This is a genomic window from Pseudomonas sp. BF-B-26, assembly GCF_019956495.1.
GTDB lineage: Bacteria > Pseudomonadota > Gammaproteobacteria > Pseudomonadales > Pseudomonadaceae > Aquipseudomonas.
Map to the genome: position 1 here is coordinate 92,964 of NZ_JAHBDP010000113.1, position 19,725 is coordinate 112,688.

The 19,725-nt window shown below is 52.0% G+C and carries 12 protein-coding genes and 2 pseudogenes; 10 read left to right on the forward strand and 4 right to left on the reverse strand.

Features of this window, described 5'->3' with window-relative positions; all coding sequences use genetic code 11:
• Position 1: 1 nt before the first annotated feature.
• Genes KGB03_RS25820 through KGB03_RS25840 form a run of 5 tightly spaced genes read left to right on the forward strand, consistent with a single transcriptional unit; the run spans position 2 to position 9,785 of the window.
• On the forward strand, positions 2-2,479 hold the full coding sequence (locus tag KGB03_RS25820) for a class I SAM-dependent methyltransferase (protein ID WP_223529823.1): 2,478 nt from the start codon (positions 2-4) through the stop codon (positions 2,477-2,479).
• Complete coding sequence (locus KGB03_RS25825) at positions 2,476-6,294, forward strand: glycosyltransferase (protein WP_223529825.1); 3,819 nt, start codon at positions 2,476-2,478, stop codon at positions 6,292-6,294. Before KGB03_RS25820 ends, KGB03_RS25825 begins: the two co-directional genes overlap by 4 nt.
• Positions 6,295-7,554, forward strand: coding sequence for a hypothetical protein (locus KGB03_RS25830; protein ID WP_223529828.1), 1,260 nt, complete (start codon positions 6,295-6,297; stop codon positions 7,552-7,554).
• A gap of 24 nt (positions 7,555-7,578) precedes the next feature.
• On the forward strand, positions 7,579-8,679 hold the full coding sequence (gene wecB, locus KGB03_RS25835; RefSeq protein ID WP_223529830.1) for a non-hydrolyzing UDP-N-acetylglucosamine 2-epimerase: 1,101 nt from the start codon (positions 7,579-7,581) through the stop codon (positions 8,677-8,679).
• On the forward strand, positions 8,679-9,785 hold the full coding sequence (locus KGB03_RS25840; protein ID WP_223529832.1) for a glycosyl transferase: 1,107 nt from the start codon (positions 8,679-8,681) through the stop codon (positions 9,783-9,785). The genes wecB and KGB03_RS25840 overlap by 1 nt, the downstream gene beginning before the upstream one ends.
• Before the next feature lie 862 nt (positions 9,786-10,647).
• On the opposite strand, the pseudogene KGB03_RS25845 reads toward KGB03_RS25840, so the two are convergent.
• Positions 10,648-11,086: pseudogene (locus KGB03_RS25845) on the reverse strand (transposase); the annotation flags it as partial.
• A 224-nt stretch (positions 11,087-11,310) separates the two neighbouring features.
• On the opposite strand from KGB03_RS25845, the gene KGB03_RS25850 reads away from it, so the two are divergent.
• Positions 11,311-12,432, forward strand: coding sequence for an acyltransferase family protein (locus KGB03_RS25850; RefSeq protein ID WP_223529834.1), 1,122 nt, complete (start codon positions 11,311-11,313; stop codon positions 12,430-12,432).
• A 349-nt stretch (positions 12,433-12,781) separates the two neighbouring features.
• Here KGB03_RS25850 and KGB03_RS25855 read toward each other — a convergent pair whose 3' ends face one another.
• The gene (locus KGB03_RS25855) at positions 12,782-13,876 is read right to left on the reverse strand and encodes an acyltransferase family protein (RefSeq protein ID WP_223529837.1); all 1,095 of its coding nucleotides are present in this window, start codon (positions 13,874-13,876) and stop codon (positions 12,782-12,784) included.
• Between the two features lie 144 nt (positions 13,877-14,020).
• On the opposite strand from KGB03_RS25855, the pseudogene KGB03_RS25860 reads away from it, so the two are divergent.
• Positions 14,021-14,443, forward strand: a pseudogene (locus KGB03_RS25860) (cell wall hydrolase).
• Positions 14,444-14,589: 146 nt separating this feature from the next.
• On the opposite strand, the gene KGB03_RS25865 reads toward KGB03_RS25860, so the two are convergent.
• Positions 14,590-15,606: an acyltransferase family protein gene (locus tag KGB03_RS25865; RefSeq protein ID WP_411740357.1), complete on the reverse strand. Its 1,017-nt coding sequence runs from the start codon at positions 15,604-15,606 to the stop codon at positions 14,590-14,592.
• A complete protein-coding gene (locus KGB03_RS25870; RefSeq protein WP_411740358.1) occupies positions 15,533-15,697 on the reverse strand; it encodes an acyltransferase family protein in 165 nt (54 codons plus the stop codon). The genes KGB03_RS25865 and KGB03_RS25870 overlap by 74 nt, the downstream gene beginning before the upstream one ends.
• A gap of 582 nt (positions 15,698-16,279) precedes the next feature.
• On the opposite strand from KGB03_RS25870, the gene KGB03_RS25875 reads away from it, so the two are divergent.
• The 3 genes from KGB03_RS25875 (at position 16,280) to KGB03_RS25885 (ending at position 19,723) form a co-directional block, all read left to right on the forward strand.
• Positions 16,280-18,274 (forward strand): polysaccharide biosynthesis protein, encoded by a 1,995-nt coding sequence (locus KGB03_RS25875; protein WP_223529841.1) that lies wholly within the window; start codon positions 16,280-16,282, stop codon positions 18,272-18,274.
• A gap of 112 nt (positions 18,275-18,386) precedes the next feature.
• Positions 18,387-18,722 carry a ComEA family DNA-binding protein gene (locus KGB03_RS25880; protein WP_218537299.1) on the forward strand — a complete coding sequence of 112 codons (336 nt, stop codon included), beginning with the start codon at positions 18,387-18,389 and terminating at the stop codon, positions 18,720-18,722.
• Positions 18,723-18,928: 206 nt separating this feature from the next.
• Positions 18,929-19,723 carry an SDR family NAD(P)-dependent oxidoreductase gene (locus KGB03_RS25885; RefSeq protein ID WP_223529842.1) on the forward strand — a complete coding sequence of 265 codons (795 nt, stop codon included), beginning with the start codon at positions 18,929-18,931 and terminating at the stop codon, positions 19,721-19,723.
• Positions 19,724-19,725: the final 2 nt, after the last annotated feature.

The window sequence follows — 19,725 nt, forward strand, 5'->3', positions numbered from 1 at the left end:
GATGAGTCCAACAAATTCGATTGATTACAGCTCGCTCAATAACGATTACTGGAAAGCCGTGATTGCCTCGGGTGAGAGCAATGGCGATTTTCACGAGTCGTCCAAGTGGGTTGCTAAAACTTGCGGTAACGGCTCTGTGCTGGATATCGGTTGCGGTCTGGGAGGGCTGGTTTCAGAACTCCTGTCGTTGGGCATCAATGCTGTTGGGGTGGATGTTTCGTCCCTTGCAGTTGAAGCCGCCAACAAACGCTTTCCCGAGCGGTTCAGCCAAGGCTCGGCCTTATCGTTGCCGTTCGCTGACGGCCAGTTTGACACCGTAGTTTCCACCAATTGTCTGGAGCATCTTCATCCTGAAGATGTTCCGGCGGCTTTGCGTGAGATGTACCGCGTTTCTTCCCGGTACGTTTTTTTGCAGATAACAACGTCTGTTGAAGAGGGCGAGCGTTCTCTGTTGACGACCGCCAAACGTGACTGGTGGGAGGCGCAGTGTTTCGAGGCCGGGTTCCGAAAGCACGAGTTGTACTATCAGATCAATCCTTATGAAGCGCTGAACGAAGACGGGCGTCAGATATTCGTATTGCTGGAGAAGGTGCCTGCCGAGGCGCTGCGCCATTACGACCTGTCTGTTCTGGTTGAAGAGCGACTGCTCCATACGGACATGCTGCGTGAGGTCGGGCGACGTGGTGACGCGCACTGTATTCGCTATCAGAAGGCTGCCGAATTAGTGCGCCCGGGCGATCGTGTGCTGGACGTTGCGTGCGGCCTTGGTTATGGCAGTCACATGCTGTATGCCGCTTCGCAGGCCCAATCGGTATTGGGTGTTGACCTGAGTGATTTTGGTATCGCTTATGCCAATGCCCATTACGGTCGCCCAGGCAAGGTCGAGTTCGAGGTCGGTGATGCTCAAGCGCTCAGCTCAATTGCAGATAACAGCATCGACTTCATTGCTGCATTCGAAACAATCGAGCATGTTCCCGAGCCAATGGAATATCTGCTCCAGTTGAAACGCGTACTCAAACCGGGTGGTCGCGTGATGGTCTGCGCTCCGAATAACTGGGCAGACGAAACCGGTAAAGATCCTAATCCTCACCATTTGCATGTTTATACCTGGGATCGACTAGTGGAGGAGTGCGGTACGCATTTCCTGCTGGAGCAAGGCATGTTGCAAACGGCGGGTGGTGCTATGAAGTGCCACCACTCCCCGCGTAAATGGGAGACTGTCCCGGTCGACCGCACGCCTGAACAGGAAGCGGAGTGGGTCCTGTTGCTGGGTATGGCCGATCCGCTGGAAGGGGCGTCGGTGCCGTATGAGGAAACTCAATGGGCATTGCCGGACTCGCCTGAATTCTCGGTCAGCGCATTTGCCCGCGATTACCAGAACCCCTGGTTGGTGCGTGGAATGATTGCTCAGGGCCAGCGCGCGCGTTCGGCTACTTTGTTGCAAACGATGCAGGATCGGGTGTTGGCCACGGCCGCCCCGGATTCGGTTGATTACGGTGCAGCGCTATGCGGCAAGGTTTATAACCAGGCCAAGTTGATTGATCTGCCGATTGAACGCTATCAAGCGCTTTTGACTGACATTCGACGTTTTGCAGCTATTGCCAATCCGTCTCCACACCAGTTGCGTTGGCAGGTCTCCCTGCTCTTTGCCGGTGGCGAACTTGCACGGGGACACGGTCGCTTCCAGGACGCAATCGAGTGTTTCACTGCGTGCGCCAGCATTGATGTGATGGCTTACAGCCCATTGCTTGGCAACAAGGTCGTCGATGCGTTGCAATGGTTATCGGAGTTTGCCGTGGCTCGCGGCGATGAGTCCGCGGCACGAAACTACCTGGTCCGCGCGGTAGCCGAGGTGCAGCGTCTTGTCAGTGGGTCTTGGTTGAACATCAGTGGTGATCCTCAATCGCCACTGCCGTTTGGGCTCGCAGAAGCGGCTCAGTTGCTGGACAAGGCGTCGCGAGCCGCTTACAGGCTTTCCGTTCTGGACAGTGTTGCGCTTCGCCCTGGCCTGGTTTACCAGGAATCCAGCGGCTTCTTTGAGCGTCAGCTGGTTGAGCATGACCAGAAGCTCCACGACGTGAGCAACTCAGTCAGTAGCCTCATGGCTGCACTGGGAGAGAAAGATTCCGCGTGCCGGGGGCTGGTTGAGCAGGTCAACACGCTGGAAAGCCGAACTCACGAGCTGGCTCGCGAAGTCGTCGCACAAGACAAGCACGCCCAGAGTCTTGCTCAGGAAGTGAGGACGCTGGATGCTCATTCCCAGATGCTTGCAGACGAAATTGTCAAAAGGGATGCAGAAATCGTTCGTCTACTGGCCGCACTCAGTGCAGACGATGGAAACGCCTCGCTGGATCTTCTGCAGGAAATTACCAAAAGAGATATCGAGATCAATCGTCTGCTGGCTCTAAGCCGCCAGGGCTCATTGCGGTCGTTATGGAAGAGAATCCTGCGTGGGATTGTCCGGAGAGTTGGGAAATGAGTAACAAAGTCACGAAAACCGGGATTGTCATTGTTTCTTACAATGCCTCTGAGGCAGTCAGGATCACGTTGGCGAGTATGCGACGTGCCTTTAACGAATCCGCCTACAAAGTATTACTGGTCGATAACGCTTCAGAGTCTGGCGAACGAGATAAAATTCGCGAAGCGATGTCCCATCATATTGCTGAAGTGGGGCCCTCGTGGCGCTACATCGAGCAAGATACCAATCTGGGTTTTTCCGGCGGCAACAACGTCGGTATTTCCGAGTTTCTTGCCGACGAAGAAATTACTCATATCTGCTTGCTCAACAGCGACGTCATCGTCACGGATTTCTGGCTGGACAATCTGTTGGCAAGCGGTTCGGACCTTATCAGTGCGGTCACTAACAAGGCTGACGGCGAACAATGTGTTCCTGTCGACTATCAGTTGGAGTTTGCTGAGTGTCTGGACCATCGCACAGAGACTCTGCACGATAAGGTATATCAGCGCGTTTCCAATTTTGCCGAGCGCTGGAATTCAGCCTGGAAAGGCAATCTGGTTGAAACGGACGTAACGTTCTTCTGCGTTCTGGTGTCCAAGGCTGCCTTTGAAAAAATCGGTCTGCTTGACGATACATTCTTCCCGGGCGGATTTGAGGATGACGATTACTGCCTGCGCGCCCGTAACGCCGGCTATGAAATTCATCTGGCACGAGATGTGTTTATCCACCACTGGGGATCGGCATCGTTTGGCCAGTTGCAATATCAGTATTTCAGCGAGCGAGCGCAGCGCAACAAGGCATACCTGGAACAAAAGCACGGTATAACCTGGCGCCGCCGACCGGAGAAGCCGATCGTCTCTTTTGCAATGGACGTCGAATTCGCGCTTTCGCATCAAGACTTGCTGCCTCTTCAAGCTCCTTTTTTTGAGCTGTATGTAGACAATCTTGGCAAGCAGATCAGCTACTTCGAATCGGAATTCAGCAAGCTGACCGAGGCGTTGTTCGCTCAGGGTCGTGTGGTGCCGGAGACGCTCCTGAAGGCGGTGTCTTCTGCGCGCGCTTATGCGGACTTGATCTCTCTCTGGGATGAGGTCGTAGCACGTATTCAGCGTGCCTTGACGGGTGGGGTCGTACAGGCCGGCGAGGCTGCTGTGCTCAAATCGGATCTTGGAACCATTGCGACCGGGGTCTATGAGCGGGTTGATTGCAATTTCGCCATCCACACGTTCATCACTTCCCCAGCCGAGGACGGTACCCGCGGCGTCGACCTCCCGCCACCTGCCACTTCTGCGGCGTTTTCTGCGCGCCCGGAAACGCGTCTGGGCCGGTTGCTGTGGTTCGTACGCCGCAGCCTGGATTTCATTCTGAAATTTGATGGCATCGTCTTCTTTGGTGGGTATTTCTACCCTGAGCGTCAAAGCGATGGTTACTTTCAGCGTATTCAGATTGTCGATCGCATGTTTGCTGATCGGTGGCGCGTCTACGTCGAAAGTGACGAGCTGAAGGGGCGCAACATTTGGTTTGATCGGCCTGAGCCTAATGTGCTGGTGCTGCGAATCAATGGTTCCAAGAAGCGCAGAATGCTCGTGCGCATGTTGGCCTTGATGGCCGTTCTGCGCTGCCGGAAGATTTATTTCCACAGCGTGTTGCGCATGTACGACAACCGCTTTGGCAAACTCATGCATCTGCCATTCATTCGCAAGGCTGTGGATATTCACGGTGTTGTGCCTGAAGAATTCCGCATGCACAACGATTTCTTCAGTGCTGTTCTTTACGAGAAGGAAGAGCGGCTTGCCGTACAGAAGGCCGGTATCGTCATCGTTGTAACCGAAGCGATGAAGAACTATCTGCAGCAGAAGTTTCGAGGGGCACTGAAAGCACGTTCGGTTTCTTTTCCGATCTTCCCTCGCTTCACCCCGACACACGCAACCCGTCCGCTTATCGACGGCAAGCCGGTTGTGGTTTATGCAGGTGGCCTGCACAAGTGGCAGCAGGTTCCAAAGATGATTGATGCAATCATCCGCACTGCCGATCGGTGTAATCATCGTTTTTATTGCCCGGAGCCTGAGATTGTCAAAGACATGCTGCCGGCAGAGTTGCTGGGGTCTGTGGCTGTCGAGGGTAAAACCCACGCTGAACTGATGACGCTTTATCCGCAATGCCACTACGGTTTCATCCTTCGGGAAGACATCATCGTCAACCGTGCGGCCTGCCCGACGAAGCTTGTTGAATACCTTGCAATGGGTATCGTGCCGATCGTCGACTGCGAAGACATTGGTGATTTCAAGACGTTGGGGATGCGCTACATCACTCTGGAGAACTTCCTCGCCGGCAATTTGCCTGATGAAGCAGAGCGTGTGGCGTTGGCAGAAGCGAACCTTTCGGTTTACGAACGATTGAAGGAAGTGCGCCAGACGGGCGCCGACCAGATCTTTGCCTATTTCACGCCGCCGGTTCGTAACACGCGCAGGCTGAATATGCGAAAAGTAAATGTGCGCCAGTTCGTTGCCGACATCGCGCGGCGCGTGCTGCCTGCGGGTACCCTCCAAGGGCGTGCTGCACGCAAGGTCTGGCGCGATTTGCGTCCAATCCTGGGAAAGTCACGACCGCTGGTCCAGACAGTCGACGTTAACCCTGCGTACGACGTTGTGCATGAAACTCTGCCAACCTGCGACGTTCTGGTTCAAGTTGATAATTTTGAGGCTGGCGGTCTGGAAAACGTTGTACTTGATCTGAACGAGACAATGATCAAGGCCGGGCTGCGTGTTGTGCTGCTTGTTCAGGGCACTCAGGGCGCGGCAGTCCAACGGGCCCGCGATACAGGGCAGATGGTGGTGTGCCGTCCTTACTCGGCGCAGTCCCACGGCGAGTTGATCGACCAGTTGCAACCCAAACTTGTCTTGGCTCATTACTCGTTTAGTGGCGCAGATGTCTACCGCGAAAAAGGCATTGGGTTTGTGCAGGTCATCCACAACATTTACATGTGGTTCAACGATCAGCAGCGTCAGGAGTTTGCTTCGGTAGCGCAGAAGACAAGTGCCTTTGTGGCGGTATCACAGCAAGTGAAGGATTACAGCGTTGCTCGTCTGGGCGTGCCTGCACAGAGCTGCGTGGTCATTCCCAACGGCATTGACTTCAAGCCATTCGAGGAACTCGATCAGGACGCTGCTCGTGCTCGCTTGCGTGCGCAGTATGCTATTGCCGACGATGAATTTGCATTCATTGACATCGGGTCGATCAATCATCAGAAAAATCATCTGGGCGCCATCAAGGCGTTCGAGATTGCGGCACGCTCGAGTGACAAGCTTCGCCTGTTCATTCTGGGGCCGGTCTACGAACCGCAGTTGCTCGCCGAGATGCTCGCCTATGTCGAGGCGCACGGTTTGCAGGAACGCGTGACATATTGCGGCTCTGCGACCAATGTTCATGAATACCTGGCCATGGCTGATGCTTTTACTTCAGCGACCTTTTTCGAAGGCGGGCCACTGACTTTGCTTGAGGCGATCAAGGCGAATATTCCGGTTGCAATGTCCAATGTTGGCTGTGCGTCGCACTTTGCAAAGCATGCTGGTATTGAGCTCGTCGATCCTGTTTATGACATGGCGCAATTCACCGGAAGCGTTACCGAGATGCGCTCCAACGCGCAGTTCGAACAGCTTCTGGCCGAGGCCATGTTGCGTGTCCTGAACAATGGCGTTCGTCCGCAATTCTCGGAACGTGAGCTTGAAGGGCTCGACAAAGAGCGCACTTACCAAAGTTACGTGAACCTCGTTCAGGAACTGATCGGTGGTCAAACACTTCAGGTGAGTGAACCTCTTGCGATGAAGCTCGGTTAAATGGCCAATCGTTCACGTATTTCAGTGCACTCACTGGCTCGCTGTTGTTTCTGGTTGTTGCCCGCTACCTTGCGTAACCGGCTGCACGGTGTTCGGCATGCGATTGTTCGCTGGCTGCGCAGCCGTAGCGTGCGCACTTCGATCCGAGCCGGAGACCTGACAGGCGCCGAGTTTCAGAGCCAGGTGCTGAACGCGACCAGTTATCGTCTTGTCGTCATTTTCGAAGCGAATGTCGATTGGGGGATAACGCTGTTTCAGCGTCCACATCACATGGCAATGGCACTGGGCCGTCTCAACTGTCTGGTTGTCTTTCAGACAACGGGTGATGACGTTCTGGGCTTCAGACAAGTGGCCGAGAATGTATGGATCGCCAATGATACGGCTGTGAATGCCATTCCCGGTGCGGTGCGCTGCTTCTACAGCACTTCGCTTTTGGCCACTCGTGAGGCTATGGCGGTCGCGCGTACTCGGGGCCGTGTAGTTTACGAGTACATCGACCATATAGACGCCTCGATTTCTGGTGGCAAGGGCGCCATCCGTCGATTGCTTGATCTGAAAGCTGCAGCATTTGAAGGGGATGCTGATGTCATCGTGTCCTCGGCTACGGTGCTGCACAACGAAGCGTTGGCAGAGTGTGGGGACAGGCGTTGTGTCTGCGTCCCGAACGGCGTAGACGTTAGTCATTATCGTGCGTCTCAGGAACAAGGCTTCACTGTTCCCCAAGCACTTGCCGAATTCAGAGGCCGTTACAAACAGGTAGTCGGTTACTTTGGTGCCATCGCCCCCTGGCTATGGTACGAGGTGATCGAGCAGGTTTGTTCGGGGATGCCGGATGTGGGGTTCGTGTTTATCGGGCCTGACTATAGCGGTTGCGTCCCGTTGTTGCCGCAGCGCGCGAATGTGCTTTATCTTGGTCCGGTCAACTATGCCCAGTTACCTGCGTCCGCCCGCTTGTTTGACGCCTGCTTCATTCCGTTCAAGCCGGGCGATGTTGCGCGATCTACATCTCCTCTGAAACTTTATGAGTACTTTGCGCTTGAGAAGCCGGTTGTTGTGACTACTGATATGAACGAGTGCACGGTTTATCCAGTGGTTTTCTCCGGTGGCGACGCTGCCGGGCTCACCACGGCGATCCGCCAAGCCCTCAATGCCTGCAATGACCAGGCGTATCGTGAGCGGCTACGTACCTTGGCTGATCAGAACAGCTGGGACGTCAGAGCGGCTATCTATGCAGAAAAGCTCCAAAGTCTCGAAAGCTAATAACTAATTTGTGGGAATACGCTTGTGAAACGAAAAATACTTTGCGTTGTTGGGACTCGTCCGGAAGCGATCAAAATGGCCCCGGTCATTCTGGCGTTGAAAAATGAGCCTTGGGCGGATGTGCGGGTGCTCGCCACAGCCCAGCATCGCCATATGCTTGACCAGGTCATGAGTTTTTTCGGTATTGAACAAGATATCGATCTGAACATCATGCGCCCAAACCAGGCCCTGACCACGTTGACTGCGCGCCTGATGCTGGAAATGGATGATGTACTGAGCGCCGAGAAGCCGGAGATCGTTCTGGTTCAGGGTGATACAACGACTGTAATGACCGTTGCCCTTGCCTGTTTCTACCACAGAATCCCTATTGGCCACGTAGAGGCCGGGCTTCGCACCTGGGATATGCAGAACCCATTCCCGGAAGAAGCCAACCGCGTAATCGCTGGCAAACTTGCCCGTTGGCATTTTGCGCCCACTGAAGGCTCCCGGCAGAACCTGTTGCGTGAAGGCGTTTCAGACGCCGACATCATTGTCACCGGCAATACCGTGATCGACGCACTGCTCATGACGGCTGCCAAGGATCTGGAACTGGGGATTGAACTTGATCCAGGCAAACGGCTGGTACTTGTAACCTCGCACCGCCGTGAAAACTTTGGTGAGCCGTTCCTCAATATTTGCCGTGCGTTGCGCACCTTGGCCGAAAACAATCCGGACGTTCAGTTCCTGTATCCGGTGCATCCAAACCCTAACGTCAAGGATGTTGCTCACGAACTGCTTGGCCCGGTTGCCAATTTTGTACTGTGCGATCCACTGGAATACGCACCTTTCGTGGCGGCCATGAAGCGCGCCTATCTGATTCTGACCGACTCCGGTGGTGTGCAGGAAGAAGCGCCTGCATTGGGTAAACCGGTTCTGGTGCTGCGCGAAGAAACCGAGCGTCCGGAAGCAGTGGAGCACGGGGTCGTCAAACTGGTTGGTTCCAACTACGACGCAATCGTGAATGAAGCTCAACGCTTGCTGGACGACGAGACGGCCTATCGCGAGATGGCCCGTGGCGTTTCTCCTTACGGTGATGGGCATGGCGCAGAACGCATCGTCAACGCGCTGCGAGAGTACTTCAACTGATGAGTTTGATTTATTTGTCGCCTGTTCCGTGGGCGAGTTTTTCTCAGCGCCCTCACAAATTTGTCGAGTGGTTTCACCGGCGCACCGGGCGACAAGTAATCTGGATCGAACCCTATCCAACCCGTTTCCCCCGCCTAAGTGATTTCAAGCGGACGGCCTCGGCCAAGCAGGAGGCAGATAAGGCGCCTCCTCAATGGCTAAAAATATTGACGCCAAAGGCGCTGCCGATTGAGCCGTTGCCAGGCTCTGGATGGTTGAACAATGGCTTGTGGTCGTCGTTGATCAGCGAATTGAAAGCACTCGTAGGCGAGCGTGAACCGCTGGTCGTTGTGGGTAAGCCTTCAGTTTTGGCGCTACAGGTTTTGGACGTATTTAATCCGAAACACTCTATCTATGATGCCATGGATGATTTTCCGGCGTTTTACTCTGGACTGTCCCGCATGGCGATGGCACGACGTGAGACCCAGTTGGTTCAACGAGTGAACAAGGTATGGGTATCGAGCACTGCTTTGAAGACTCGCTGGGCTTCAACGGGGGCGACGGTATGCTTTGTGCCTAACGCACTTGACGAAGCTTTAATACCTTCTGTAAGTCTGACTCGAGACAAAAGTGAGAGAAAAGTCTTTGGCTACGTGGGAACTATTGGTGCCTGGTTCGATTGGGATTGGGTGCTGACCCTTGCTAATGTGCGTTCCGGGGACGTCATTCGTCTGATTGGCCCTGTCTTTTCTCCTGCTCCATTTGAATTGCCATCAAACGTCGAATTGCTACCACCATGCGCCCATGCGGAGGCATTAAAAGCCATGTGTGAGTTTGATGTAGGACTGATTCCTTTTAAAAGGAGCGAGTTGACTGTTTCGGTTGATCCAATTAAGTACTACGAGTATCGAGCGCTTGGTCTGCCGGTAATATCGACGGATTTTGGTGAGATGCAATTTCGAGAGAGTGCCGCCGGGACATTTATTTGCAAAGCACTTGGCGATATATATGCTTCAACTGTTGCGGCTACAGAGTTTTGCGACTCGCCGGAAAAAAGTAAGTACTTTATGATGGAGAATACATGGTCGGCTCGATTCGAGGCTGCTGATGTTGCGGGGGCTTTGTAGTAATTAGTAGCTTCTAAGAGGGTTGCCCAAGGTGTACGGCTGAAGTGCACCTTTATCCAGGGCAGGTTTGAAGTGGCTGTCGCGAGTAGTTTCAATATGGCAAAGCGAAAGGATAATAGACTAATTATAGTCAACCGCTTCTGCAAGAAAACGGTTGGCTCTATATTGGCTGGGTGTCATAAGTATATGTGCGCATGACAATGCACTTCAGTGTGAAGGCACTTTCTAAACGTTACTTGGCGAATTTCATTCTATATTTTTCAGTGTTCCAGTCCACTAATTCGGCAATCTCAGCATCTGTTAATGTGGATAACAGCACATCATTGTTCTGTCTTTTTATGATGTCATAATAACAGATAGGTTGAGCGGTTTTTGCTCGGCTTATTGATTCGCTGGTAAATGTGCCTACTCCCTGGATGAAAATTACATCAGGAGGGTTGTCGCTCTCTTCTAGCTCTTTCTTTGCATTTTTCCATGTTTTGAAATAAGCATGGTTGAACGCCTAAAAATATAACGTGATCAGGATAAAGTGCCCAATTGTTTTCAAGGCGACTCACTAGTGCTGGATCCAACGAAAGCTCATGAAGCTTGCTATCGGAGGCAGAGTTGAAGTTGACTCCATTGGTCAGGCATAGGGGGGGCTTTTAGAACTTTTGGCAGCGCACAGGGTGAGGCAATAAAGTGGTTAAGTAATCCAGGATTGTGTTTATCTCTTGAATGCTTTCCCCTCCAACAATAACTCCATGATTTTTAAGAAATATGACGCGAGTATTAAGTGTCTCATCCAGTTGCTAGGCGATCGCTTTCGCCAAGTCCGCACGGGGTTTGAAATACTCGACCGCTCGGGCATTTAGCGATGTGTCAAGGGTTGCAGGTATTCGCCGCACTGGATAACCCAGCACGCCAAGGTTTGGCGTGGAATATCGACACCGTGACAACCGAGTACTTTTTCGAAGCGATGCGGTGGCAGGCCATCGATGTATTTGGTTGTCAGCAACATAGCCAAAACGCTGGGACTGGCCATGCTCTTTTCGATCAGTTGCGCCGGTTTGTCAGCAGTGATCAGCACGGTTTCACAGCCACGGCAGGCGTAGACCTTGCGCACATGCTTGATCACGCGGATTTGCATCGACACGACTCCAGCTGCTCGCCGATTTCCTCGCCAATGCTGTATTTACGACAACGCAGGCGAGGGTCAGCTCGTGCTCGGGCAGTTCGTGAATGACTTCTATACGCGGAAGATCGGCGGGTAGAGGCTTGCGTTTGCCCCATCGCTTGGTTGGAGCGATGACCTCCTCTTCAACCGTTTCGTCGACAGGAAATTAGCGATGAGGATCGCCTGTTCTGGAAGGGACGGAAGCGCCACCTGGTTGTTGAACTCTGTAAAAAACGAGCATGTCGGCTAGTTTGGGGGGCCTGACTGGCCGACTCAGCCAGAATTCTAAGTGTCATCAGAGAATCACGGCCATTCACTCGCGTGTGTAATGTAAACTCTGTCCGTAAATAACACAGTGGAGCGAACGGTTTGTCCTCATTTTTAAAGCACAGAGAAGAGCCTTTAGATGCGCTACGCGGTATAGCTGCGTTGATTGTCGTCATTGCTCACACCACTATCGCCGGTCTTTACAAAGTGGAGCCATTTTGGGGGTATCTCAAATGGTCGCCATTAAAGATATTCTGGTCCGGGCATCAAGCGGTTATTCTGTTCTTTGTGTTGAGTGGATTTGCTCTGGTAAGAATGTGGCAAGGAATTGGAGGGGGTAGATACGATGCGTATTTTATAGCGAGAGTGGTCAGACTATTTCCACCATATATAGCCTCCGTGCTTTTAGCGCTTGCCGCGTACTATTACGCTTCCAGCGTCGTTGAGTGGGATAAGGGTTGGATGGGGGTGCCGAAACCGGATTTCAGTTTTCAGCTGCTGGCAAATCATGCGCTAATGGTAGGTCAGTTTAATACCTCGGAAGTAAATCCTCCAATTTGGTCAATCGTACATGAAATGCGCATATCTATCGCATTTCCGCTTATTTTTTTTCTGGTTTCTAGATTTGGGGGCTGGGCTGTAGCGTGTTTCTACGCAATGTCGACCTGTATAGGATGGGCAATGCTTGGCAATGTTCAGCTTTCTGGTGTACAGGGAGACCTTATACAGACGCTGCATTACTCAACTTTTTTTGCTGTTGGCGCATTTATAGCATTACAGCAAGAGAGGCTGTGTAGGTTTTTCAAGGAAATTGAGGGCTCGAAAAGAACGGCTCTGTGGCTTGCTTCCTTGATACTCTATGCTTATCCATTCGATAATCCTTGGAATCTCGGTTATAGAGATTTTGGTGATTTGATTACAGGTGTGGGGTCGGGATTAATTGTATGTCTTGCACTAACCATGAAGTCTAATATATTCGTTAGATTTGGCGGGTATCTTGGGAGAATTTCTTTCAGTCTTTATTTAAATCATATTTTGGCTCTTAATCTTTCATTGTTGTTTTTGTTTCGGTCATATGGTGCTCCGGCTGTTTGGATGGCGACCATTGTGGGGGCCGTACTCTTGTCTTCTGTGATGCACAAGATTGTGGAGGTGCCATCTATCTCGGCTTCGAGATATTTGCGGAGGAAGGTTCTATTTGGAAAGCCAGATTCAGTGTTGTAATAGCTTGATTGTTTGAGTGAACCCGCTTTTGAGCGGGCTTTTTATTGCTTCGCGAAATCATGCCCGTCACTGCGCGACAGTAGCCTTAGATACTCCCGAGCGTCGGCAAACGAGCCGGCGTATTGTGCCTGTGTTAAACACTGGCATGCAGCATTTCTTTGGGAGCAGTATCTGATTGCATTGAGCATAAAACCTGAGCGTGTTGGCTGGTCGGAAATACCGACCGGCCTAAAGCACCAGAGATACAAAACCCCAGCCCTTGTTGGGCGAGTACCCTTGTTATAATAAATGCTAATCAATCCAAAGCTTTTTCGGGTGGCTGATCGAGCTGAATCTTGTACATCACAGGTCAGACTGTCGAGTGGCTTTTAAGTGTTAATTTTCTCTTTGAGAGCTTTCTCTGAAATGGAACTTCAATTAGCTTGTAAGATATCTCGGCGGAAATAACTATTAGTGAGAGCGCTATTGCAAGTCCTAGTATAAAATTTGCGTAGGATGGAGTGAGCAAGTTGAGCCTGATTAAAAGCTCCCGACTAATTAGAATCATTGGTAGGTGGCATAGATAGATTGAGTAGGATCGTTCCCCGACCCATTCTAAAATTTTGCTTGGAATTGCAGATATCGATTGGCCGCTGAGAGTTGAGATAAGGCACAGTCCAGCGCCTAACGATATAAAAGGTATCATGTAAGGGTGGGTGACGTTCAGTGGGGATAATATGCAAATAGATATCCCAGCTATCAATATAAGTAAGTTGGTTGGGGTTTTTAGTTGTATGGAGATGTTTCTAGTTGCAAAATATATTGCGACTCCAATTACAAAGGCCTGAGGTCTAAAAACCCAGGGAAAAGAAAAGCTAGGAGCTGGCAATATGGAAAAAAGTACTGAAATTGCAGCCAGAATTAAAATCCCGCGTTTGAATCCGGCTACGGAAAATATCAGTGTGGAAATTGCGTAAAGCTGCCACTCGAGGGACAGTGACCAGGTTACTGCGTTGTAGTCTGCGCTGCCGCATTGCAAGGAAAATTGGACGCATGACGCCCAATAAATATTTGAAACGCCCAGTATTCCAGATGCAGCGCTTTTCGCTACCAGTAGCGGGTCTGTGTTTGGGTAACTTTCTGTGAATGTTGATATTGCAACTGAGGCTATCGCCCAAAAAATAACTGCGGGCAACAGTCTTGCGGCTCTCCGTCGCCAGAATGAACGTATTGCATCGGATTTGGATAGCGATGTGCTGATGTCTCTGTAAAAGGTTTTGCAAATGAGAAAGCCGGATATTGCAAAAAAAATATCAACTCCTGGCCAAAACATTACGTGATTAAATATCTCGTGATACGCTTGAGGTGTTGGTAGTCTGGATCGTATATGCTGAGCAATAACTAGTAATATTGCGATCGCTCTCAGTATTTGTATATCGGTATTTTTTTCGTTGGCTATCTTCAATTTCTTGACTCTTTTGGTGCGTAAGAGCGAAAGCTAATTAGTTCAGTAAGGTAATGCAGGCCGCAAGAGAGCACCCAAATTTATGAAATGTATTCTACCCAACGCCCGCCGCTCAGCGGGTTTTTTTTCGTCTGGAGAAAAGTGATGCCAGTAACCGATAAAGACCACGACATCCTTGCCCGAACCCTGTGGGGGGGAGGCGCGAGGCGAAAGCTTGGCCGGACACATTGCCGTAGCGGGGACCATCCGCAACCGTGTCAACGATGGCAGAGCCAAGTCGTGGTGGGGCGAGGGCTATGCCGGCGTGTGCCAGAAGCCCTACCAGTTCAGCTGGTGGAACAAAAATGTCACGAACTTGCCTACCCCAGCGGCGCGAAGTCAATCCCGGCCGGGCAGTTCGCTCAAGCGTAGAAGGCGGCCGACCTGGTGATGTCCGGTGCCGAGCCTGATCCCGCCGGCGCCACCCACTACTACGCGACTGCTATGCCGAAGGCTCCGGCCTGGACACCGGGAGCGAAACAGACGCTGGAGCTCGACCACCACGTCTTCTTTAAGGATATGCCATGAGTTCCGCGGCGTGGAAATTGGTCGTAAGTGCTCCATGAACCCCACATTCAAACTGGCGATCAGATTCGAACTTGAGCCGACAGAGGCATTCGAGTGGTTCAAGGTAGAACGAGCCCTGGGCAACGTTAGGAGTCAGGGCTCGAATTTTATTGTGGCCGTTTGAGTGCGCTCAGCAAGTCCATATTCTTGAAGGCGTTCATCACAGGTTGGACTGCATACCTGTCAAAAATCAGCGAAAACAGAACGGCACCAATAATATAAAGTGGCCAAGTGTGAACAGTGTCAAATTGATAGAACAGATTGATTACATCGGATGGTTTTATAACGCCGAAAGCGCAGAGCAACGCATTGATTAGGAAAAATCCGAATATGTGGTGCAATACTATAGGTAATGAATTTTTCCCAATATACCCGAGTACTACGCAAAATGATTTATTTTTGGCCGCAATATCAGATAATCCGTAAAAAAACGCAATCGCCAGAACGCTGCTGATAACCGGAAGATACGTAGCTTGGTATTTTGAGATCTGCATCCAGAAATCTAGATTTCCGGCAGATACCCATAGTTGCTGCTGGACTATGTACAGCACAGCCAAGACAAAGACATTACTTAAAAAACGCTGAGTATTATATTTCGCAACAATAGAGCCCAGGTAAAAAAAGAATAAGGCGAATGCAAAACGAAAGTAGATAATCTTGTCCAGTTGGACGCCAGCTTTCTCGTACATCTCTACGCTGTAAACCACAGCCGCAAATGCAATTACCATATACGCTGCAAGAAACGAGATCGATATTAATCCTTCCCTTCTGCTATTTATCAGAGAAACCAGCCGCGCATGAATTAAAGAGAAATAAAGCTTTACAAAAAACAAACAGGGTATAAACCAGTATGCCGCGGTGAAGCTATATGCCCCGCTAGTTGTAAATTGATTAAGAAATATCAGCTCTAAGCTGAAGGGCTGGGCAAAAGCGGTAAATCCAAGGCGAGTTATAACCCAGCAAACGCAGGCGTAGAACATATAAAACGCCGTAGAGTACAAGAGGAGTGACTTGGTATTTTTAATTATCGTAGGGAGAACACCGTCAACCTTAGTGTCCGAGAAAAAAAAGCCCGGAAATAAAAAAGAACAGAGGCATGTGAAATGAATACGGTGCAAACACATTCATCGAAGATCCACTACTTGCATGTCCAGAAACGACTAGAAGTATCCCTATGCCGCGTAACACGTCAACGCTAAAATTCCTTTCTTTCACTCTACTCTCACTTTGTTTTTGATGGCTTTATTGCCACTACCGACGCCAATACGTCGCGATGATAAGCAATCTACCATCCATATACTAGGTTCCAGTCCATAGCAACCTATCTCACAAGAGCACTTGAGCACTTCGGCAAGCACTATTTAGGAGCGAGAATCTGCCAGGCTTGCAGAATCAGGGGCGGACCTAATCAGGCCGATCAACGATTCACTTCTCTGACGTAAGCCTGGCATGCCGCCAAGCCCCCTATCTCTTTCAGAGGCCCACAGCTGTGGTGCATCTGACTTTGGCGTTAAGAGGTATCCCGAGCCGCTGGCTTCAGGGATAAAGGAGCACAGCACCGGGCATTAAGGGGGGGCGCCATAGAATGAGTGGTGGAGAGCGCTGACAGTGCAGTTGTGGCGTTGATAGCTTATATTTACGCCCTGCTAACGCCTGTAGGTTTAGAGAAGGTACGTTGGAGACCAGGTATGTCCAGCGTTAATTTAATATTTCGGAAGCTTTTGGGAACGATTCCCGTTTGTTTCTCATTGCAGCTGCAGGTCTTTGAGCGGGATCAAACCTCATCGGTTGAGACTTATGGATAAATTACGCGCCATCTTGCTGAATCTGCCTCGTCGACAGAAACGATTGATACAAATCGCGACGGATATCTTTTTGGTATGGGCCTCGCTATGGCTAGCGTTCATCGTTCGTCTTGGCGTGGAGGATATGTACAATCCTTTGCGGGTTCATTTCTGGCTGTTCGTCTGCGCTCCGGTGGTCGCGATCCCACTCTTCATCCGCTTTGGCATGTACCGTGCGGTCATGCGCTATTTCGGCAACGATGCCCTGATAGCAATCATCAAGGCCGTCAGCCTGTCATCCCTGATCCTGGCAGTCGTTGTCTACTGGTACAGCAACCACGAAGCCGTCGTCCCGCGCTCCATCATCTTCAACTACTGGTGGCTGAGCATGGTCATCATCGGCGGCCTGCGCCTGTGCATGCGCCAATACTTCATGGGTGATTGGTTCACGGCCTCCCAGCACGTCCCCTTCACCAACCGCGACGACGGCCTGACCAAAGTCGCCATCTATGGCGCTGGCGTAGCGGGCAATCAGTTGGTGGCTGCGTTGCGCATGGGCCGAGTCATGCGCCCAGTGGCCTTCATCGACGACGACTCCGGCATCGCCGATCGCTCTATCTCAGGCCTTCAGGTCTACAAACCCAAACACATCCAACAGATGATCGACGTAACCGGCGCGCAGGAAATCCTCCTGGCTCTGCCGTCATCTACCCGCGCACGACGTCGGGAAATTCTCACAATGCTGGAACGTTTCCCCCTCCACATCCGAAGCGTACCCAACTTCACCGATCTGGCCAGCGGCCGGGTAAAGGTCGAAGACATCCAGGAAGTGGATATCGCGGACCTTCTGGGTCGCGACTCGGTCCCGGCGCAACCGGACCTGCTTGAGCGTTGTATCAAAGGCAAGACAGTAATGGTCACGGGCGCTGGCGGATCGATTGGTGCGGAACTGTGCCGACAGATTTTCTCGCTTGGCCCGACCACGCTTTTACTGTTCGAGCACAGTGAATTCAACCTCTACAGCATTCTGTCGGAGTTGGAGCAACGCGCCACCAGGAAGTCGATTCCTGTCCGTTTGCTGCCGATCCTGGGTTCCATTCGCCATCAGGATAAACTTCTGGATGTGATGAAGACCTGGAGTGTGGACACCGTCTACCACGCTGCCGCTTACAAGCACGTCCCGATGGTCGAGCACAACATCGCTGAAGGCGTGCTCAACAACGTCATCGGCACGCTCAACACGGCTCAGGCTGCATTGCAGTCTGGTGTTTCCAACTTTGTGTTGATCTCCACCGACAAGGCTGTGCGCCCCACTAATGTGATGGGGAGTACCAAGCGTCTCGCCGAAATGACGCTTCAAGCGTTGAGTCGTGAAATTGCCCCGGTGATGTTCGGCGACAAGGCCAATGTCTCCCAGGTCAACAAGACTCGTTTCACCATGGTGCGGTTTGGCAATGTGCTGGGGTCTTCTGGCTCAGTGATACCGCTGTTCCACCGCCAGATCAAATCCGGTGGCCCGTTGACGGTCACGCACCCGAAAATCACTCGTTATTTCATGACCATCCCCGAAGCCGCGCAACTGGTGATCCAGGCGGGTTCCATGGGGCAGGGTGGTGATGTGTTCGTTCTGGACATGGGTGAGCCGGTGAAGATTGTCGAGCTGGCAGAGAAGATGATTCACCTGTCCGGTTTGAGCGTTCGTTCAGACAAGAATTTGCAAGGCGACATCTCCATCGAGTTCACCGGGCTGCGTCCCGGCGAGAAGCTTTACGAGGAGTTGCTGATTGGCGACAACGTGGCCGCGACGCAACATCCGATGATCATGAGCGCCAACGAAGATCATTTGCCCTGGGATGTACTTAAGGGCCGATTGAGGGAGTTGCTGATTGCTGTCGATCATGACGATTACAGTCGCGTCCGCCAGCTCCTGCGCGAAACCGTCAGCGGCTACACCCCTGATGGCGATATCGTCGACTGGATCTACCAGCAGCGTCGCCTCGAACCCTGATTGTTTCACATCCTGTAACGGACACATTTTTGACAGGCTCCAGACATCGCCTAAGTTTGGAAGGCAGCTTCGGAAAAGCTGCTTTCTCAATCGATGTCATGGAGCTTCATTTATGCGTACTGGCTATTTCTACTCTCTGGTTTTCGCCCTGCTCACCAGCGCCTCTATTGCCGCCATTGCTGCGCCGACGGTCAAGCCCGAGGCTGGCAACGCACCCTTGGTGCTGGAAGTTTCTCCCAAGGCACAGTCTGGCAAGGTCGATCTGAATCAGGCCGATGCGCCAACCCTTCAGCGCGAGTTGTCTGGTGTGGGCGAAGCCAAGGCCAAGGCGATTGTTGCTTATCGTGAGGGTAATGGGCCGTTTGCGTCCGTGGATGAGCTGCTCGAAGTGAAGGGGATCGGTAAAGCGATTCTGGATAAGAATCGCGAGAAGCTTGAGGTGAACTAAGCTTATACGTCAGCGCCAGGGGCCGGTCATTGATCGGCCTTTTTGCTTTCTGGCGGACGCTGGGAGGGTGCGCCTTTCGTCGATATGTGAAAAATTACGGCTATCATATACGCGTTAAATTATGCCTATAATAAATTGCTTTCCGCCAAGCGCTCTGAGACTCAGGCGCTTGTCTTTCCCTAGGCATTCTCCCCAGGAGTACAGTGATGAACTCTGTCCAGTCCCAAGGTACGGCCCTCGTCACCGGTGCTTCTTCCGGTATCGGTGCGATTTACGCCGAGCGGTTGGCGGCGCGTGGTTTTGATTTGTTATTGGTCGCCCGTGATCAAGAGCGGCTGGAAGCAGCGGCTACCAGGTTGCGCGCCGAGCATGGCGTTCAGGTCGAGGTGCTCAAGGCGGATCTGACGCAAAAGGATGAGGTGCTGAAGCTTGAGCAGCGTCTTCGCCGTGATTCGAGCATCAGTCTGCTGCTGAACAACGCCGGGGTTGCAGCGGATGGTTTGTTGGCCAATGCCGACATGGATCAGCTGGATCGTTTGATTCAACTGAACGTGACAACGGTTACGCGGTTGGCCTCGGCAGCGGCCGCCAGTTTTGCCAAGGCGGGCCGCGGGACGATTATCAACATTGCATCAGTGGTTGCGTTGTTCCCGGAGCGTTTCAATGCAACTTACAGCGCCAGCAAGGCTTATGTGTTAAGTCTGACTCAATCGTTGAACGCCGAACTGGAGGGCACCGGGGTCAAGGTGCAGGCCGTGTTGCCAGGTGTAACACGCACCGAAATCTTCGAGCGCTCCGGTTTCGATGCTACCCGGATTCCGGCGGATATGGTCATGGAGGCCGGGGACATGGTCGATGCTGCGTTGTCGGGTCTGGATCAGGGTGAGTTGATCACCATTCCTTCGTTGCCGGATGTGGCCGACTGGGATGCCTTCGTTGCGGCGCGTCTTGTCATGGCGCCGAATCTTTCCAAGAGTAAGGCCGCCGCGCGTTACACGTGAGG